This window comes from Zeimonas sediminis (assembly GCF_023721795.1).
Taxonomy (GTDB): Bacteria; Pseudomonadota; Gammaproteobacteria; order Burkholderiales; family Burkholderiaceae_E; genus Zeimonas; species Zeimonas sediminis.
The window spans coordinates 280,862-298,065 of record NZ_JAMQYE010000001.1 but is presented as its reverse complement, the minus strand read 5'-3'; the positions used below and the strand labels follow the sequence as shown (position 1 = coordinate 298,065).

At 71.3% G+C, this 17,204-nt stretch carries 13 protein-coding genes and 1 tRNA gene; 5 read left to right on the top strand and 9 right to left on the bottom strand.

Translation table 11 applies throughout. The annotated features are described in order from the left end of the window. Positions 1–209: 209 nt before the first annotated feature. The 6 genes from clpX to M6I34_RS01360 all read right to left on the bottom strand — a co-directional run bounded on the left by clpX (position 210) and on the right by M6I34_RS01360 (position 8,321). Complete coding sequence (clpX, locus tag M6I34_RS01385) at positions 210–1,475, bottom strand: ATP-dependent Clp protease ATP-binding subunit ClpX (RefSeq protein WP_272483931.1); 1,266 nt, start codon at positions 1,473–1,475, stop codon at positions 210–212. A 20-nt stretch (positions 1,476–1,495) separates the two neighbouring features. Beyond that, positions 1,496–2,158, bottom strand: coding sequence for an ATP-dependent Clp endopeptidase proteolytic subunit ClpP (clpP, locus tag M6I34_RS01380; protein ID WP_272483930.1), 663 nt, complete (start codon positions 2,156–2,158; stop codon positions 1,496–1,498). A gap of 68 nt (positions 2,159–2,226) precedes the next feature. Continuing rightward, positions 2,227–3,534 (bottom strand): trigger factor, encoded by a 1,308-nt coding sequence (gene tig, locus M6I34_RS01375; protein WP_272483929.1) that lies wholly within the window; start codon positions 3,532–3,534, stop codon positions 2,227–2,229. 57 nt (positions 3,535–3,591) lie between these two features. After that, a tRNA-Leu gene (locus M6I34_RS01370) sits at positions 3,592–3,676 on the bottom strand. Positions 3,677–4,257: 581 nt separating this feature from the next. Continuing rightward, positions 4,258–7,335 carry an efflux RND transporter permease subunit gene (locus tag M6I34_RS01365; protein ID WP_272483928.1) on the bottom strand — a complete coding sequence of 1,026 codons (3,078 nt, stop codon included), beginning with the start codon at positions 7,333–7,335 and terminating at the stop codon, positions 4,258–4,260. Next, entirely contained in the window at positions 7,332–8,321 is a 990-nt protein-coding gene (locus M6I34_RS01360; RefSeq protein WP_272483927.1) for an efflux RND transporter periplasmic adaptor subunit, read from the bottom strand. The genes M6I34_RS01365 and M6I34_RS01360 overlap by 4 nt, the downstream gene beginning before the upstream one ends. 294 nt (positions 8,322–8,615) lie before the next feature. Between M6I34_RS01360 and hpnC the strand changes: the two genes are divergently transcribed. The 4 genes from hpnC (at position 8,616) to M6I34_RS01340 (ending at position 12,713) form a co-directional block, all read left to right on the top strand. Then, positions 8,616–9,470 (top strand): squalene synthase HpnC, encoded by an 855-nt coding sequence (hpnC, locus tag M6I34_RS01355; RefSeq protein WP_272483926.1) that lies wholly within the window; start codon positions 8,616–8,618, stop codon positions 9,468–9,470. Continuing rightward, positions 9,467–10,315, top strand: coding sequence for a presqualene diphosphate synthase HpnD (hpnD, locus tag M6I34_RS01350; protein ID WP_272483925.1), 849 nt, complete (start codon positions 9,467–9,469; stop codon positions 10,313–10,315). Before hpnC ends, hpnD begins: the two co-directional genes overlap by 4 nt. Positions 10,316–10,416: 101 nt before the next feature. After that, positions 10,417–11,760, top strand: a complete 1,344-nt coding sequence (gene hpnE, locus M6I34_RS01345; protein WP_272483924.1) for a hydroxysqualene dehydroxylase HpnE — start codon at positions 10,417–10,419, stop codon at positions 11,758–11,760. Beyond that, complete coding sequence (locus tag M6I34_RS01340) at positions 11,757–12,713, top strand: patatin-like phospholipase family protein (RefSeq protein WP_272483923.1); 957 nt, start codon at positions 11,757–11,759, stop codon at positions 12,711–12,713. The genes hpnE and M6I34_RS01340 overlap by 4 nt, the downstream gene beginning before the upstream one ends. A gap of 21 nt (positions 12,714–12,734) precedes the next feature. Here M6I34_RS01340 and radA read toward each other — a convergent pair whose 3' ends face one another. Beyond that, entirely contained in the window at positions 12,735–14,096 is a 1,362-nt protein-coding gene (gene radA, locus M6I34_RS01335) for a DNA repair protein RadA (protein ID WP_272483922.1), read from the bottom strand. A 3-nt stretch (positions 14,097–14,099) separates the two neighbouring features. After that, positions 14,100–15,182 (bottom strand): alanine racemase, encoded by a 1,083-nt coding sequence (alr, locus tag M6I34_RS01330; protein ID WP_272483921.1) that lies wholly within the window; start codon positions 15,180–15,182, stop codon positions 14,100–14,102. 86 nt (positions 15,183–15,268) lie between these two features. Between alr and lplT the strand changes: the two genes are divergently transcribed. After that, positions 15,269–16,531, top strand: a complete 1,263-nt coding sequence (gene lplT / locus M6I34_RS01325) for a lysophospholipid transporter LplT (RefSeq protein WP_272483920.1) — start codon at positions 15,269–15,271, stop codon at positions 16,529–16,531. On the opposite strand, the gene M6I34_RS01320 is transcribed toward lplT, so the two are convergent. Continuing rightward, the gene (locus M6I34_RS01320; RefSeq protein WP_272483919.1) at positions 16,509–17,078 is read right to left on the bottom strand and encodes a uracil-DNA glycosylase; all 570 of its coding nucleotides are present in this window, start codon (positions 17,076–17,078) and stop codon (positions 16,509–16,511) included. The genes lplT and M6I34_RS01320 overlap by 23 nt on opposite strands. Between the last annotated feature and the right edge of the window lie 126 nt (positions 17,079–17,204).

The window sequence follows — 17,204 nt, the reverse complement described above, 5'->3', positions numbered from 1 at the left end:
AAAAAGGATACGCCCATTCGACCGGGCGCCCATGCGCGTCGCGGGGCCTTTCGACCGGCCGGGCCAGGCGGCGGACCGGAAGCGGGCACGGAAGACTGGCGGGACCCGGAAAAGGGAAACGGCCCGCACCCGAAGTCGGTCGCGCCTCGGCGCGGGGCCTTTCGGATGCGGCCGGACGCCCGGCGCGGCCAGTGGGCGCGAGGGGCGGCTCAGTTCGAGCCGGAGACCTTGGGAGCGTCGGCGTAGATGACCAGCGGCTTGCCGTCGCCTTCGATCGTGTTCTCGTCGAGCACGACCTTGCGCACGTTCTGCAGCGAGGGCAGTTCGTACATCGTGTCGAGCAGCGCCTGCTCGAGGATGGAACGAAGCCCGCGGGCGCCGGTCTTGCGGCGCAGCGCCTTGCGTGCGATGGCCCTGAGCGCCTCGGGCCGGATCTCGAGCTCGACGCCCTCCATCGCGAACAGCTGGCTGTACTGCTTGACCAGCGCGTTCTTCGGCTCGATCAGGATCTCGATCAGGGCCGCCTCGTTCAGCTCGTCGAGCGTGGCCACGACCGGCAGCCGGCCGACCAGCTCGGGGATCAGGCCGAACTTGATCAGGTCCTCGGGCTCGACCTCGCGCAGCACGTCGCCGACCGAACGGTCGGTCTCGCTGCGCACCTCCGCGCCGAAGCCGATGCCGGAGCGCTCGGACCGGTTGCGGATGACCTTCTCGAGGCCGTCGAAGGCGCCGCCGCAGATGAACAGGATGTTCGTGGTGTCGATCTGCACGAAGTCCTGGTTCGGGTGCTTGCGCCCGCCCTGGGGCGGCACCGAGGCCACGGTGCCCTCGATCAGCTTGAGCAGCGCCTGCTGCACCCCCTCGCCCGACACGTCACGGGTGATCGACGGGTTGTCGGACTTGCGGGAGATCTTGTCGATCTCGTCGATGTAGACGATGCCGCTCTGCGCCTTCTCGACCTCGTAGTTGCAGTTCTGCAGCAGCTTCTGGATGATGTTCTCGACGTCCTCGCCGACGTAGCCCGCCTCGGTCAGCGTGGTCGCGTCGGCGATCACGAAGGGCACGTTCAGCAGCCGCGCGAGCGTCTGCGCGAGCAGGGTCTTGCCCGAGCCGGTGGGGCCGACCAGCAGGATGTTGCTCTTGGAGAGCTCGACCTCGTCCTTGCGGGCCTTGTGACGCAGCCGCTTGTAGTGGTTGTAGACGGCGACCGAGAGGATCTTCTTCGCGCGCTCCTGACCGATCACGTACTGGTCGAGGATCGAGCAGATCTCGGCCGGCGTCGGCAGGCCGGTCTTCTGGCTGCCGGCGGAGGCCTCCGCCTGGGCCTCGTCGCGGACGATGTCGTTGCACAGGTCGATGCACTCGTCGCAGATGAACACCGACGGGCCGGCAATGAGTTTGCGTACCTCGTGCTGGCTCTTGCCGCAGAAGGAGCAGTAGAGAAGCTTTTCGCTCGATCCTTTCTTTTCCGACATTCGCGCGTTCCGTACCGGCCTCAGGCGGATTCGCCCCGGTTGACCAGTACCTTGTCGATGAGTCCGTAGCTTACCGCATCTTCCGCGGACAGGAAGTTGTCGCGGTCGGTGTCGCGGGCGATGCGCTCGATCGGCTGGCCGGTCTTGTCGGACAGGATCTTGTTGAGCCGCTCGCGCAGGTAGAGGATCTCGCGGGCCTGGATCTCGATGTCCGAGGCCTGGCCCTGCGCGCCGCCCGAAGGCTGGTGGATCATGATCCGCGAGTTCGGCAGCGCGAAGCGCTTGCCCTTCTCGCCGGCGGCGAGCAGGAAGGCGCCCATGCTGGCGGCGATGCCCATGCACAGCGTGCTGACCTGCGGCTTGATGAACTGCATCGTGTCGTAGATCGCCAGGCCCGCCGACACCGAGCCGCCGGGCGAGTTGATGTAGAACGCGATGTCCTTGTCCGGGTTCTCGGACTCGAGGTACAGCAGCTGCGCGACGACCAGGTTGGCGGTCTGGTCCATGACCGGGCCCACCAGGAAGATGACCCGCTCGCGCAGCAGGCGCGAGTAGATGTCGTAGGCCCGCTCTCCGCGCCCGCTCTGCTCGATGACGATCGGCACCATGCCGAGGCCCTGCGGCGCCTGGCGCGTGGCCAGCTGCGCGTTGACCAGGTCTTCGACGATGCTGTTGAAGCTCATTGATCGCTCCGTGTTCGGTTCGGGCGGGGATGCCGCGCCAAGGTGGGCCGCGCCGCGGCCCCCGGGAATCAGCCCTGCTGCGCCATCAGCTCGTCGAAGCCGATGTCCTTGTCGGTCACCTTCGCCTTGGCCAGCACCCAGTCGACGACGTTCTGCTCGACGACCAGCGCCTCGACCTCGGCCAGCCGGTTGCGGTCGCTGAAGTAGTAGCGGACCACCTCGGCCGGGTTCTCGTAGGCCTGGGAAAACTCCTCGATCTGCTTGCGGATCTGGTCCGGCTTGGCGGCCAGGTCGTTCTCGCGAACGATCTCGGCGACCAGCAGGCCCAGGCGCACGCGTCGCTCGGCCTGCTCCTTGAAGGTGTCGGCCGGGATGTCGGGCAGCTGCTTGAGGTCCATGCCGCGCGCCTGCAGGTCGGCCTTGGCGCGCTCGAGCAGCTGGGCGCTCTCGGCCTCGACCAGCGCCTTCGGCAGCTCGAACTCGGCGAGCTTGGGCAGCGCGTCCATCACGTTGGACTTGGTGCGGGCGCTGACCCGCTGGCCGACCTCGCGCTCGAGGTTCGCGCGGATGTCGGCGCGCATCTTCTCGAGGTCGCCGCCGGGCACGCCCAGCTGCGTCGCGAACTCGGCGTTCACCTCGGGCAACTTCGGCGCCTCGACCTTCTTCAGCGTGACCTCGAACTGCGCGGTCTTGCCGGCCAGGTCCTTCGAGCCGTAGTCCTCGGGGAAGGCCACCGGGAAGGTCTTCGACTCGCCGGGCGCCATGCCGCGCACGCCGGTCTCGAAGTCGGGCAACATGCGGCCCTCGCCGAGCACGAACGGGAACTCGCTAGCGGTGCCCCCTTCGAAAGCGACGTCGTCGAGCTTGCCGACGAAGTCGATCGTGACCCGATCGTCGTCCTGGGCAGCGCGCTCGGCCGGCTCCCAGGTAACCCGCTGCTTGCGCAGGATGTCGATCGTCTTGTCGATCTCGGCATCGCCGACCGCGCAGCGCACGCGCTCGACCTCGAGCGTGGCCGCATCGCCGATCTTCACTTCGGGATAGACCTCGAAGTGGGCGGTGAAGCCCAGGATGTCCTCGCCGGCACCGTCGCGCCCCTCGATGCGCGGCTGGCCGGCCACGCGCAGGCCGTGCTCCTCGACGGCCGCCCCGAAGGCCTTGCTGACGGCATCGCCGAGCACCTCGGCATGCACCTGCGGGCCGTAGGACTGCTCGACCATCTTCATCGGGACCTTGCCGGGGCGGAAGCCCGGCATCTTCAGCGTGCGAGCGAGCTTGCGAAGCCGCTCGCCGACCTCGCGATTGACGTCGGCTGCCGGCACATCCATGTGCACCTTGCGCCCGAGCTGACCGGTCGATTCGATTTGAGTTGCCATCAGAGAAGATTCCAAAGCATCTGGGGGTGGGCTGCGCTGCGGCGGCGCCGTCTGCGCTGGTGCGGCCGATAGGACTCGAACCTACACGCCTTGCAGCGCCAGGACCTAAACCTGGTGCGTCTACCAATTCCGCCACGGCCGCGGCGAAGCGCGACATTCTAAACGAAAGGGCGCTACGGGCTCTTTTGGCTGCCCTTCGGTTGGTGGGGGCGGCGGCGGCGAGGCGGTGCGGGTTTGCCGGCGCAAACGACGCGGCGCGCTGACGCGCGCTTCCCTCCCCTCCTTCGGAAGCGGCCGCCGCCCCGGCGGCCCTTCCTCGTCGGGTCGGCGCGTCCTACACGCCGGCAAACCCGCACCGCCTCGCCGCCGGGCACGGTCGCCACGCCCGGGCAGGCAAAAAGCCCTTCGCTGACGGCCGGAGGACTTCCCTGAAAGCCGGACGACTTCGCTCACGGCAGGAAACACCACGCGACGCGCCCTCGGCCTCGAGCCCCGTTCCGCGAGAGCCTGCCCCGCCGGGCGCGTGCGAAGACCTTGCCACGAGGCGGCGGGGTGCCTGCTGCCTGGTGCTCAGGACGCGCCGAGCGAACGAGGAAGGGCCGCGTGGGACGCGGCCGCTTCCGAAGGCAGCGAGGGCAGCGCGCGAAGCGCGCCGCGTCGTCGCACCAGGCAGCAGGCATCCCGCCGCCTCGCGCGCCACCCCATCACGAGCCCCAGGCCGGGTCAGGCGGCAGCGGCCCGGATGCGATACCAAGCCACGTACAGCGCCGGCACGAACAGCACCGTGAGCACCGTGGCGAAGACCAGTCCGCCCATGATCGAGAAGGCCATCGGACCCCACAGCACGTCGCGCGACAGCGGGATCATCGCCAGCACCGCGGCGGCGGCGGTCAGCACGATCGGCCGGAAGCGGCGAACGGTCGATTCGCGGACCGCGTCCCAGGGGGGCACTTCTGCCTCGATGTCCTGGCGTATCTGGTCGACCAGGATCACGGTGTTGCGCATGATCATGCCGCCCAGCGCGATCGCGCCGAGCATCGCGACGAAGCCGAAGGGCCGGTCGAAGACCAGCAGCGCCGCAGCGATACCGATGATCCCCAGCGGCGCGGTCACCAGCACCATGAAGGTCAGCGAGAAGCTGCGCAGCTGGACCATCAGCAGGCCCATCATCACCGCCAGCATCATCGGGACGCCGGCGCCGATCGCCGCCTGGGCGCTCGAGTTGTCCTCGGCAGGCCCGCCGACCTCGATGCGGTAGCCGGGCGGCAGCTCGGCGCGGATCGGATCGACCCGCGGATCGATCCGCGCCGCCACGTCGGGCGCCTGCACGCCTTCGACGATGTCGGCGCGCACGGTGACCACCGGCATTCGGCTGCGCCGCCAGATGATCGGCTCCTCCATCGTTTCCTGGATCGTTGCCACCTGCGACAGTGGCACCGAGCGGCCCAGGGCCGTCTGCACCTGCAGGTTGGCCAGGCCGGCGAGCGACGCGCGCTCGCCCGGAGGCGCTCGCAGCACGACGTCGATCAGCTGGTCGCCCTCGCGGAACTGCCCGATCGTCGCGCCCGACAGCGCCGCGCCCAGCGAGCGGGCGATCTGCGCCGAGCTCAGGCCGATCGCGCGCGCCTTGTCCTGGTCGACCTCGATGCGCATCGCCGGCGACCGCTCGCCCCAGTCGGCATGCGCATCGATGGTCTGCGTGTCGGCGCGGACCACCTCGGCGACGCGGGCGGCGATCTCCTTCAGCCGCGCCGGGTCTTCGCCGAGCACCCTGAACTGGATCGGGTAGGCGACCGGCGGCCCGAGCGGCGTGCGGAACGCGCGCGCCCGCACGCCCGGGAACTTCGCGTCGAGCGCTTCGCGGATCCGCGCCAGCGCCCGGTCGCGGCCCTCGACGTCGTGGGTCAGCACGACGAACTGGGCGAAGTTGGGCCGGAACAGCTGCTGGTCGAGCGACAGGTAGTAGCGCGGCGAGCCGTTGCCCACGTAGGCGACGTAGGTCGCGATGTCGGGGTCCTCGGCGAGGACCGCCTCGAGCCGCTTCGCCTGCTCCTCGGTCGCGCGGTAGCTCGCCCCCTCGGGCAGCCACATCTCGACCAGGATCTCGGTGCGGTTCGAAGTCGGGAAGAACTGCTTCTCGGTCAGCCCCATGCCGACCACGCCCAGCGCGAACACGCCCAGGGTCGCCGCGATCGTCGTCCAGCGGTGGCGCATGCACCAGTCGATCGTGCCGCGCAGCCGGCGATAGAAGCGCGTGTCGAACACCTCGTGATGGCCGCCCTTCTCCTTGAGCAGCCAGTTGCCGAGGAACGGGGTCACGGTGACCGCCGCCACCCAGGAGACCAGCAGCGCGATCGTGACCACCGCGAAGATGCTGAACGTGTACTCGCCGGTCGTGGACTTCGCGGTCGCGATCGGCAGGAAGCCGGCCGCGGTCACCAGCGTGCCGGTCAGCATCGGGAAGGCCGTGCTCGTGTACGCGAAGGTCGCCGCCGAGAAGCGGTCGAGACCCTCGTCGATCTTTCGCGACATCATCTCGATCGCGATCATCGCGTCGTCGACCAGCAGGCCCAGCGCGATCACCAGCGCGCCGGTCGAGACCCGGTGCAGGTCGATGCCGAACCAGTCCATCGCCACGAAGGTGCCGGCCAGCACCAGCGGGATCGTCAGCGCGACCACGCTGCCGGCGCGCAGCCCCAGGCTCAGGAAGCTGACCGCCAGGACGATCGCCACCGCCTCGGCGAGCACCTTCATGAACAGGCCGACCGCGTTGCGCACGATCTTCGGCTGGTCCGAAACCTTCGAGAACTCGATGCCGACCGGCAGGTCGGCCTTCAGGCGCGCCATCGTCGACTCGAGCGCGCGACCGAGCTCGATCACGTCGCCGCCCGGCGCCATCGACACCCCCAGGCCGATCGCCTGGCTGCCGCCGAAGCGCATCGTGTAGACCGGCGGATCGACGTAGCCGCGGAACACCCGGGCGACGTCGCCCAGCCGGATCTGCCGGCCGTCGATCGCCAGTCTCAGCGACTCGATCTCGCGGACCGTGTCGAACTGCCCCGTAACCCGCATCGGCACCGCGCGGCTCGCGCCCTGCACCGTGCCGGCCGGCGCGACCACGTTCTGCGCCTGCAGCTCGGCGGCGATCCGTTGCGGATCGATGCCGAGGGTGGCCAGCGCGCGCGGCGAGATCTCGATGAACACCCGCTGGGCCTGAACGCCGAAAAGCTCGATCTTCTGCACGTCGCGAAGCCGCAGCAGCTCCTGGCGGACGCCCTCGACCGACTGGCGAAGCTCCTCGTGGCTGAAGCCGTCGCCGGTGAACGCGTAGATCGTGCCGAAGACGTCGCCGAACTCGTCGTTGAAAAAGGGGCCGACGATCTCCTGCGGCAGCGTCGCGCGGATGTCGCCGACCTTCTTGCGCACCTGGTACCAGATCTGCGGCACCTCCTTCGCGGGCGCGACGTCCTGCAGCTCCAGCACGATCAGCGACTCGCCGGGCCGCGAGTAGCTGCGGGTCCACTTGAAATGCGGCGTCTCCTGCAGCTTGCGCTCGATCCGGTCGGTGATCAGCTCGTCGACCTGCTCGGTGGTCGCGCCCGGCCAGATCGTCCGGATCACCATCGCGCGAAAGGTGAAGTCCGGGTCCTCGCTCTGGCCCAGGCGCAGATAGGCCAGCGTGCCGGCGATGCCGACGACCAGCAGGAAGAACAGCGTCAGCTGCGGGAAGCGCAGCGCCGCGGCCGACAGGTTGAAGCGATGGCTGCCCTGGTGATGACCGCCCGGGCGGGCCGGCCTCATTTGCCGCCCCCCGCCTCGTCGCCGGCCAGCCTGACCTTCTGCCCTTCGATCAGCAGGTTGGCGCCGGCGGTGACGACCCGGTCGCCGGGCTTCAGGCCGGACACGATGCGCACCGCGTCGTCGAGCAGGCCGTCGGTGCCGACCGCCACGGAGCGCACGCTCAGGTCTTCGCCGATCACCCAGACCTTCGGCGAATCGTCCTTCGAGTGCAGCGCCGACATCGGCAGGACGATCGCCTCGCCCGACTGGCGCACCGCGCGTGCGGTCGCGGTCATGCCCAGCGCCACGGCCGACAGGTCGCCGCGCAAGGCCAGACGCATCGAATAGGTGCGCGAAGCCTGGTCGGCGACCGGCGAGAGCTCGCGCAGCGTCGCGTGCAGGGGCTCGCCGCCCAGCGCGGCGATCGAAACCTGCCAGTCCTTCGCGGCCCGGGCCGCGGCCAGGTCCGCCTCGGGAACGTGGACGAGCAGTTCCTTCTCGCCGGTGCGCGCGACCCGCACCGCCGGCTGCCCGGCCGCGACGACCTGACCCGCCTCGGCCTCGATCGCGGTGACCACGCCCGGCTCGTCGGCGACGAGGAGCTGGAAGGCCGCCGCGTTCGAGGCCTGCGCGAGCTGCGCCTCGGCGCTGCGCAGCCGCGACTCTGCCGAGTCGGCCTGGGCCTGCTGGCGATCGACCTGGGCTTGGCTCACGTAGTTGCGGCTCCGCAGGTCCTTCAGGCGCTCCAGCTCGATGCGAGCAAGGTTCAGGTCGGTCCGGGCAGCCTCGCGCTGCGCCCTCGCCGCGGCGATCGCCGGGGCGACGTCCTGCGGATCGAGCCGGGCGAGTCGCTGGCCGGGCCGCACCGCGTCGCCGACCGACACGAATCGCTCGGCGATCTTGCCGCCGACGCGGAAGCCGTAGCGGGTCTCGATCCTGGGCCTCACCTCGCCCGGCAGCTCGAGCGTGATCGCGGTGCGCGAAGGCTCGACGACGACGCTGCGCACCGGGCGGGGTCGCTCCTCCCGCACCGGCGGCTGTCGGTCGCAACCGGAAATCGCCAGTCCGGCGAGCGGGACGAGCAGCAAGAAGAGTCGAAGCATGGTGGCGGCAGGCGGCGAGATTGGGAAGCGCACCCGCCGCTCGGCGGCGCGCGACGCAGCGAGGAGGAAGGCGAGCGATCGTTGTTAATGACGCACGAGTCAGTAATTATCCACGCCGCGGCGAGGCCGTCAACGAAAGAGCCTTCGCCGGCCGGGGTCGCCCCTAGAATGGCGCCCATGAGCAACGCGCCCTCCCCCATGAGCAACGCGCCCTCCCGGATGTCGGCCAACCCGGTCAGCTCGGTCGACCACTACGAGAACTTCCCGGTCGCCTCGCTCCTGGTGCCGGCCCGCCTGCGACCTGCCATCGCGGCGATCTATCGCTTCGCGCGCCATGCCGACGACCTGGCCGACGAGGGCGATGCCGCGCCGGCCCAGCGCATCGCCGAGCTCGACGCGCTGTCCGCCGCGCTGCGCAGCGCGTCCCCGTCCGCCCCGGTGGTCGCCGCCTTGCGCCCGCACATGCGGGCGCATGCGCTCCCGGTCGAACCTTTCGAGGCGCTGCTGTCGGCCTTCCGGCAGGACGTCGTCACCAGCCGCTACCGCAGCTTCGACGAGATCCTCGACTACTGCAGCCGCTCGGCCGACCCGGTCGGGGAGCTCGTGCTGCGGCTGTTCGGCGCCTGGCGCGAGGACACTCGCACGCCGTCGTCGCGGATCTGCTCGGCGCTGCAGCTGATCAATTTCCTGCAGGACACGGCCGTCGACTGGCGGCGCGGGCGGCTCTACCTGCCGCTCGACGAACTCGCGGCGGCCGGCCTGGGCGAAGCCGACCTGGAAGCGGCCGCGGCCGCCGGCCGGGCCTCGCCGGCCTTGCGCGCCTTCCTGGAGGGCCAGGCCGCGCGCGCGCGGCGGCTGCTAGAATCCGGCGCCCCGCTGGCGACCAGCGTGCCCCGGCGCCTCGGATGGGAACTGAGGGCGATCGTGGCCGGTGGCCTGCGCATCCTCGACAGGCTCGCGCAGGGCGGGCACGACCCCTTTGCCGGCCGCCCCGCCCTCGGCTGGCGCGACGCGCCGGCGCTGATCCGGCTCTGGCTGCGACCCTCCCGATGACCCCCGACCAATACTGCCAGGACAAGGCGGCCCGCAGCGGCTCAAGCTTCTACTACAGCTTCCTGTTCCTGCCCTCGCCGCGCCGTCGCGCGATCACCGCCCTGTACGCATTCTGCCGCGAGGTCGACGACGTGGTCGACGAGACCGGCGACCCCCAGGTCGCGCGGGCGAAGCTCGACTGGTGGCGCGCCGAGATCGAGCGCCTGTTCGCCGGCGATCCGCAGCACCCGGTGACCCGCGCGCTGCAGCCCCACCTGCAGGCCTGCTCGATCGGCCGCCGCCAGTTGCTCGAGATCGTCGACGGCATGCAGATGGACCTCGACCAGAACCGCTACCTCGACTTCGAGGGCCTGAAGCTGTATTGCCATCGCGTGGCCGGCGTGGTGGGCGAGCTCGCCGCCAGCATCTTCGGCGCGACCCTGCCGGGCACCCGCGACTACGCCCACGAACTGGGGCTCGCCTTCCAGCTGACCAACATCATCCGCGACGTCGGCGAGGACGCGCGAAAGGGCAGGATCTACCTGCCGATCGAGGACCTGCAGCGCTTCGAGGTGCCCGCCCACGAGATCCTCGCGGCGAAGCACAGCGAGCGGTTCGCGGCCCTGATGAAGTTCGAGGCCGACCGCGCCCGCGAGCACTACCGCCGCGCCTTCGCGGCGCTGCCCGAGGCCGACCGGCGCGCCCAGCGGCCGGGCCTGATCATGGCGGCGATCTACGCGACGCTGCTCGCCGAGATCGAGCGCGACGGCTTCCTCGTGCTCGACCGCCGCACCTCGCTGACGCCGATCCGCAAGCTGTGGCTGGCCTGGCGCACTTTCGTGGCCGGCCGCCCACCGGCCGTCTGAGCACGGGCTCCCCGGCAGTGGCACTCGACGCCGTCGCGCGTCGCGCGAGAGACCCGTCCGCCCTAGGGCCCGGCGGCGCCGCTCCCCCGGGAGCGTTCGCAGTGGTCGGCGCCGGCTGGGCCGGCCTCGCCGCCGCGCTCGCGCTGGCGGAGGCCGGCGGCAAGGTGACGCTTTTCGACGCCGCGCCGACGCCAGGCGGACGGGCCCGCACGGTCGCGCTCGAGACCCCGCTCGGGCGCATCTCGATCGACAACGGCCAGCACCTGATCGTCGGCGCCTACCGCGAGGCGATCGGACTGATCGAGCGACTGGGCGCCGGGCACCTGCTGCGCCGGCACCCGCTTTCGCTGTCCTCGCCGGCCGGGCTGTCGCTGAGGGCCCCCCGCCTTCCCGCGCCGCTGCACCTGGGATGGGCAGCGCTCACGGCGCGCGGGCTCGGGCCGGGCGCGCGCGGCGCGATGCTGCGGCTGATGCTCGGCCTGCGCCTGGCTGGCTGGCGGGCGCGCGACGGCGAGACCGTCGCGCAACTGCTCGCCCGCTTCGGCCAGCCCGGTCCGCTGGTCGACCGGCTGTGGGCGCCGCTGTGCATCGGCGCGCTGAACACGATGCCCGGAGAGGCCTGCGCCGCGGCCTTCGCGGCGGTGCTCCGCGACACGCTGGGCGCCGACCGCGCCGCCTCGGACTTCGTCGGCGCCGAGGCCCCGCTCGGAAGCCTGCTGCCCGAACCGGCACTCGATCGCCTGCGCGCGCTGGGCGCCGAGCCGCGACTGCGCGAGCCGGTGCGTCGCCTCGCGCTGCGGAGCGGGAACCCCGGCCTGCCGGACCGCTGGCGGATCGGCGATGCCGACTTCGACGCCGTCGTTCTCGCGCTGCCGCCCTGGTCGGCGGCGCGATTGCTCGAAGCCTCGGGCGTGCCGGCCGGGCCCATCGCGCGCTTCGAACCCGAGCCGATCGCCACCGCCTGGGCGCTGTGGCCGGCCGATGCGGCGCCGGCGCTGCCGCGCTGGAGCCTGCTCGACGAGGAGCCGGCACGCGACCGGTACGGGCAGTGGCTGTTCGACCGCGGGACCGTCGCGCAGGCGAGGCTGGCGGGCATCGTGATCAGCGCCGCGAGCCGCCTCGACGGGGTCGCTGCCGAGCGGATCGCCGCCGGCGTGTCGGCGCAACTGGCCGACGCGTTCGGCGGACCGCCGCCGGCCGCAGTGAAACTGGTCACCGAGCGCCGCGCGACCTTTCGCTGCACTCCCGGGCGCCCCCGCCTGCGGCCCGACCATCTCCGCGGCCAGGCCCCGGGTCTCTGGCTGGCCGGAGACTGGCTCTGGCCCGACTATCCGGCTACGCTGGAGGCCGCGGTGCGAAGCGGCGGCGAGGCCGCGAACATGGCGCTGGCGGCGGCCGCGGCGACCGGCGCCCCGAACGCGACTCCACGAAAGCAGACCCGATGACCGACAGGATCCCGGTATCGCTCGTGCTGGGCAGCGGCGGCGCCCGCGGCCTTGCCCACATCGGCGTGATCCGCGCCTTGCGCGACGACGGCCGCTTCGAGGTCCGCTCGATCACCGGCACCTCGATCGGCGCGCTGATCGGCGGGCTGCACGCCGGCGACAAGCTCGAGCTCTACACCGACTGGGTGCTCGGCCTGTCGCGCGCCGACATCTGGAACCTGCTGGATTTCTCGTTCACCCTGACCGGGCTGTTCGAGGGCGAACGACTGATGGCCAAGCTCGCCGACCTGGTCGGCGAGGCGAGGATCGAGGACCTGCCGATCCCGTTCACCGCGGTCGCCTCCGATATCGAGCGAAGACAGGAGGTCTGGCTCAGCGAAGGCTCGCTGTTCGAGGCGATCCGCGCGTCGATCGCGATCCCGGGCCTGTTCACGCCTGTCGAGCGCGACGGGCGCCTGCTGGTCGACGGCGGTCTTCTGAGTCCGCTGCCGCTGGCGCCGGCCCAGCGCCAGACCGTGCGCAGGACGATCGCCGTGTCGCTGAACGGCCCGGAGGCCGACCCGGCGACCGCCTCGCACGCCCGCCCCGCGCTGCAGGGCGCCTCGTCGGAGGAAGACCGCGGTGACGAACCGGGGGCCCTGGGACGCTGGCTGTCGCGGGCGCAGGAATCGCTGGGGCTGGGCAACGGCAACGGCGCGGCCGGCCGCAAGGACGTGGACGCGCTCGACATCATCGCGAAGTCGGTCGAGGCGATGCAGGACCGGATCGCCCGCTTCCAGCTCGCCGCCTACCGAACCGACCTGCTGATCGAGATACCGGTCGACGCCTGCGGCATCCTGGACTTCCACCTGGCCAAGGAGATGATCGAGCTCGGCTACCGCAAGGCGACCGAGGTTCTCGAGCACGACCGCGCCGGCCGACCCGGTGCTCCCTTCTCGCAAGCCAGGCTCTGACCGCCCTCTCCCCCTCTCCCGTCACCCCCACGCCGCGGCGATCGCCTCGTCGACCCGGTCCAGCGCGACCGTCTGCAGCCCCTCGATCGGCCGCTTCGGCGCGTTCGCCTTCGGGATCAGCAGCCGCGAGAAGCCGAGCTTGGCCGCCTCGCGCAGCCGCTCCTGCCCGCGCGGCGCCGGCCTGATCTCGCCGGCCAGCCCGACCTCCCCGAAGACGGCGAAGCCGCGCGGCAAGGCCCGGTTCTTCAGCGACGAGACGATCGCCAGCATCACCGCCAGGTCTGCCGCCGGCTCGGCGATCCGCACGCCCCCGACCGCGTTGATGAAGACGTCCTGGTCGAAGCAGGCGACCCCCGCGTGACGGTGCAGCACCGCGAGCAGCATCGCCAGGCGGCTCTGCTCGAGGCCGACCGCCAGCCGGCGCGGGTTGGCCACGTGCGAAGTGTCGACCAGCGCCTGCACCTCGACCAGCAGCGGCCGGGTGCCCTCCTGGGTGACCAGCACGCAGGACCCGGGCACCTGGCGATCGTGCTGCGACAGGAACAGCGCCGACGGGTTGGACACGCCGCGCAGGCCGCGGTCGGTCATCGCGAACACGCCCAGCTCGTTGACCGCGCCGAAGCGGTTCTTGAAGGCCCGCACCAGGCGGTGCGACGAATGCGCGTCGCCCTCGAAGTACAGCACCGTGTCGACGATGTGCTCGAGCACCCGCGGGCCGGCCAGCGTGCCCTCCTTGGTCACGTGGCCGATCATCACGACCGCGACGCCGAGCTGCTTGGACAGGCGGGTGAGCTGCGCGGCGCACTCGCGAACCTGCGCCACCGAGCCCGGCGCCGACTGCAGCTGCGACGAATAAAGGGTCTGGATCGAGTCGACCACGACGACCGCAGGCCGCCTCTCCTCGACCGCCGACACGATGCGCTCGAGCTCGATCTCGGCCAGCAGCGGCAACCGCGCGCCGTCGACGCCCAGCCGCCGCGCGCGCAGCGCGATCTGCGAGGCCGACTCCTCGCCCGACACGTAGAGCACCTGGCGGCTCGTGGACAGGTGGGCGAGCGCCTGCAGCAGCAGCGTCGACTTGCCGATGCCCGGGTCGCCGCCGATCAGCACGACCGAGCCCTCGACCAGGCCGCCGCCGAGCACCCGGTCGAACTCGTCGCTGCCGGTGGCCAGCCGCTGCACGGTCTCGGCCGGCACCGCGTCGAGCGTGACCACCGCCTGCGTCGGCGCGAGCGACTGGTAGCGGTGCGGCCCCTTCGCCGTCGGCTCGGCGAGCGTCTCGACCAGGGTGTTCCAGGCGCCGCAGTGCGGGCACTGGCCCTGCCACTTCGGCGATTCGCCGCCGCACTCGCTGCAGACGTGGCGGGTCTTGGCGCGCGCCATCGCTCAGGCCCCCGCGCGATCGACGACGAGCGGCACGCGCGGCGCGAGCGCGCACATCAGCTCGTAGCCGATCGTTCCGGCGGCCTGCGCGACCTCGTCGATGTCGACCAGCCCGCCGCCCCAGAGCTCGACCTCGTCGCCGGGGCTGGCGCCGGGCACCGGCTCGAGGTCCACGCAGAGCATGTCCATCGAGACCCGCCCGACGGTGCCGGTCCGCCGCCCCGCGACCGCCACCGGCGTGCCGCTCGGCGCGTGGCGCGGATAGCCGTCGGCATAGCCGCAGGCGACCACGCCGATCCGCATCGGCCGGGTCGCGGTGAAGGTCGAGCCGTAGCCGACCGAGTCGCCGGGCGCCAGGCGCTGCACCGCGATCAGCCGCGAGGCCAGCTTCATCGCCGGGCGCAGCCCGCATTCGGCGGCGCTGCGATCGGCGAAGGGCGAGGCGCCGTAGAGCATGATGCCGGGCCGGACCCAGTCGCGATGCGCGTCGGGCACGGCCAGCACCGCCGCCGAATTGGCCAGCGAGCGCTGGCCGGGAAGGCCCGCGCACGCCCGCTCGAAGCGCGCGATCGCGTCGTCGGCACCGCCCGGCAGGTCGGAGTTGGCGAAGTGCGTGACCAGCGTGATCGACCCGATGCCGGGCAGCGCCGACAGCCGGGCGTGCGCCTCGCGCAGCCCGGCCGCGTCGAAGCCGAGCCGGTTCATCCCGCTGTTGAACTTGAGGTGGACGTCGATCGGCGCCGCCGGCGAGGCGGCCGCCAGCCAGTCGAGCTGCCGCGGCTCGTGGACCACCAGCGCGAGCCGGTCGCGCCGCGCCTGCGCGACGTCCTGCGGATCGAAGGCGCCTTCCAGCATCAGGATCGGCCGCTGCCAGCCGGCCTCGCGCAAGCGGGCGGCCTTGTCGAACTCGACCAGCGCCATGCCGTCGGCATCGGCGAAGCCCTCGAGCGCGGCCGCCAGGCCGTGGCCGTAGGCATTGGCCTTGACCACCGCCCAGGCCCTGGCGCCGGGCGCGAGCGCGCGCGCCCGCGCGAGGTTGTGCCGCATCGCGGCGACCGAAACGATTGCAGAAATGGGTCGGCTCATGGCGGCATGGTATAACGCAGCCGCGCGTACGACCGACGCCCGGAAGGACGGGATCCGCGCGGGGGAATGGAGACCTTGGCATCCCGATGAAGCGCGGGTTCTACACGATCATGGCGGCGCAGTTCTTCTCGTCGCTGGCGGACAACGCGTTGCTGATCGCGGCGATCGCACTGCTGATCGAGATGCACGCGCCGGACTGGATGAAGCCGCTGCTGAAGCTGTTCTTCACCGTCTCGTACGTGATGCTCGCGCCCTTCGTCGGCGCCTTCGCCGACTCGATGCCCAAGGGCAAGGTGATGCTGGTGACCAACGCGGTGAAGATCGTCGGCTGCGCGCTGATGTTCTTCTCGGTTCACCCGCTGCTGGCCTACGCGGTGGTCGGCTTCGGCGCCGCCGCCTATTCGCCGGCCAAGTACGGCATCCTGACCGAGCTGCTTCCGCCCGAGAAGCTGGTGGCCGCCAACGGCTGGATCGAAGGGACCACGGTGGGCTCGATCGTGCTGGGCACCGTGCTGGGCGGCGCGCTGATCAGCCCGGGGGTCTCGGGGTTCCTGCTCGCGGCCGATCTGCCCTGGATCGACACCGGCGTCGACTCGCCCGCCGAGATGGCGATCCTGGTGATCGCGCTGTGCTACGCGCTCGCCGCGTGGTTCAACCTGCGTATCCCCGACACCGGCGCCCGCTACCCCGAGCAGCAGCGCAACCCGGTCAGGCTGGTCGTCGAATTCGGCCACTGCTGCGTGGTGCTGTGGAAGGACAAGCTGGGCCAGATCTCGCTGGCGGTCACCACGCTGTTCTGGGGCGCCGGCGCCACGCTGCAGTTCATCGTGCTCGACTGGGCGCGTGCCCATCTGGGCATGCCGCTGGACAAGGCGGCGATCCTGCAGGGCATCGTGGCGCTCGGCATCGCGGTCGGCGCGGTCTCGGCCGCGCGCATGATCCGTCTTCGCGAGTCGCTGCGCGTGCTGCCGGTGGGCGTCGCGATGGGCCTTCTCGTGCCTATGATGACGCTGGTCACCACCCAGTGGGCCGCCTGGCCGCTGCTGGTGCTGATCGGCGGGCTGGCCGGCTTCTTCGTCGTGCCGATGAACGCGCTGCTGCAGCACCGCGGCCACGTGCTGCTCAGCGCGGGCCACTCGATCGCGGTGCAGAACTTCAACGAGAACCTGAACATCCTGCTGATGCTCGGGCTCTACTCGCTTCTGCTGAAGCTCGAACTGGAAGTGAACCTGGTGATCGTGATGTTCGGGGGCTTCGTCGCGGCCACGATGCTCGCCGTGATCGCGCTGCACCGCGCCAACCAGCGGCGCTTCGACTCGGTCGCCCTCATCGGCGAGCCGAAGCACTGATCCTCGCCGCGAGCCTGAGGTCCGCCCAGGCCTTGCCCTTGTCCAGGGGCGTGCGCAGCAGGTAGGCCGGGTGGTAGGTGACGACCACCGGTATCTCGGCGCCGCCGGCCCGGTAGCGATGGACCTGGCCGCGCAGGCTGGCGATCGAGGCTTCGGTGTCGAGCAGCGCCTGGGCGGCGATCTTCCCGACGACCAGGATCAGTTCGGGCGCGACCAGCTCGACCTGTCGCCGCAGGTACGGCGAGCAGCGCTCGATCTCCTCGGGCGACGGATTGCGGTTGTCCGGGGGCCGGCACTTCAGCACGTTGGCGATGAACACGCCCTGCCTGCGCGATCGGCCGACCGCGGCCAGCATCGCGTCGAGCAGCTGCCCGGCCCGCCCCACGAAGGGCTCGCCGAGGCGGTCCTCGTCGGCGCCGGGCGCTTCGCCGACGACCATCCACGAAGCCGCTTCGTCGCCGACTCCGAAGACCGTGTTTCGCCGGCTCTCGCAGAGGCCGCAGAGTCGGCAGCCGGCCACCGCCTCGCGCAGCGCGGGCCAGTCCATCCGCTCTACCAGGGAAACCGGGGAAGCAGCGGAACCGGTGGAAATCCCGGAGACCTCGGGCCCCGGGGAAGCCCCGGAGGCTTCGGACCCCGGGGACGCCTGGGAGACGTCTGCCCGCTCGAAATC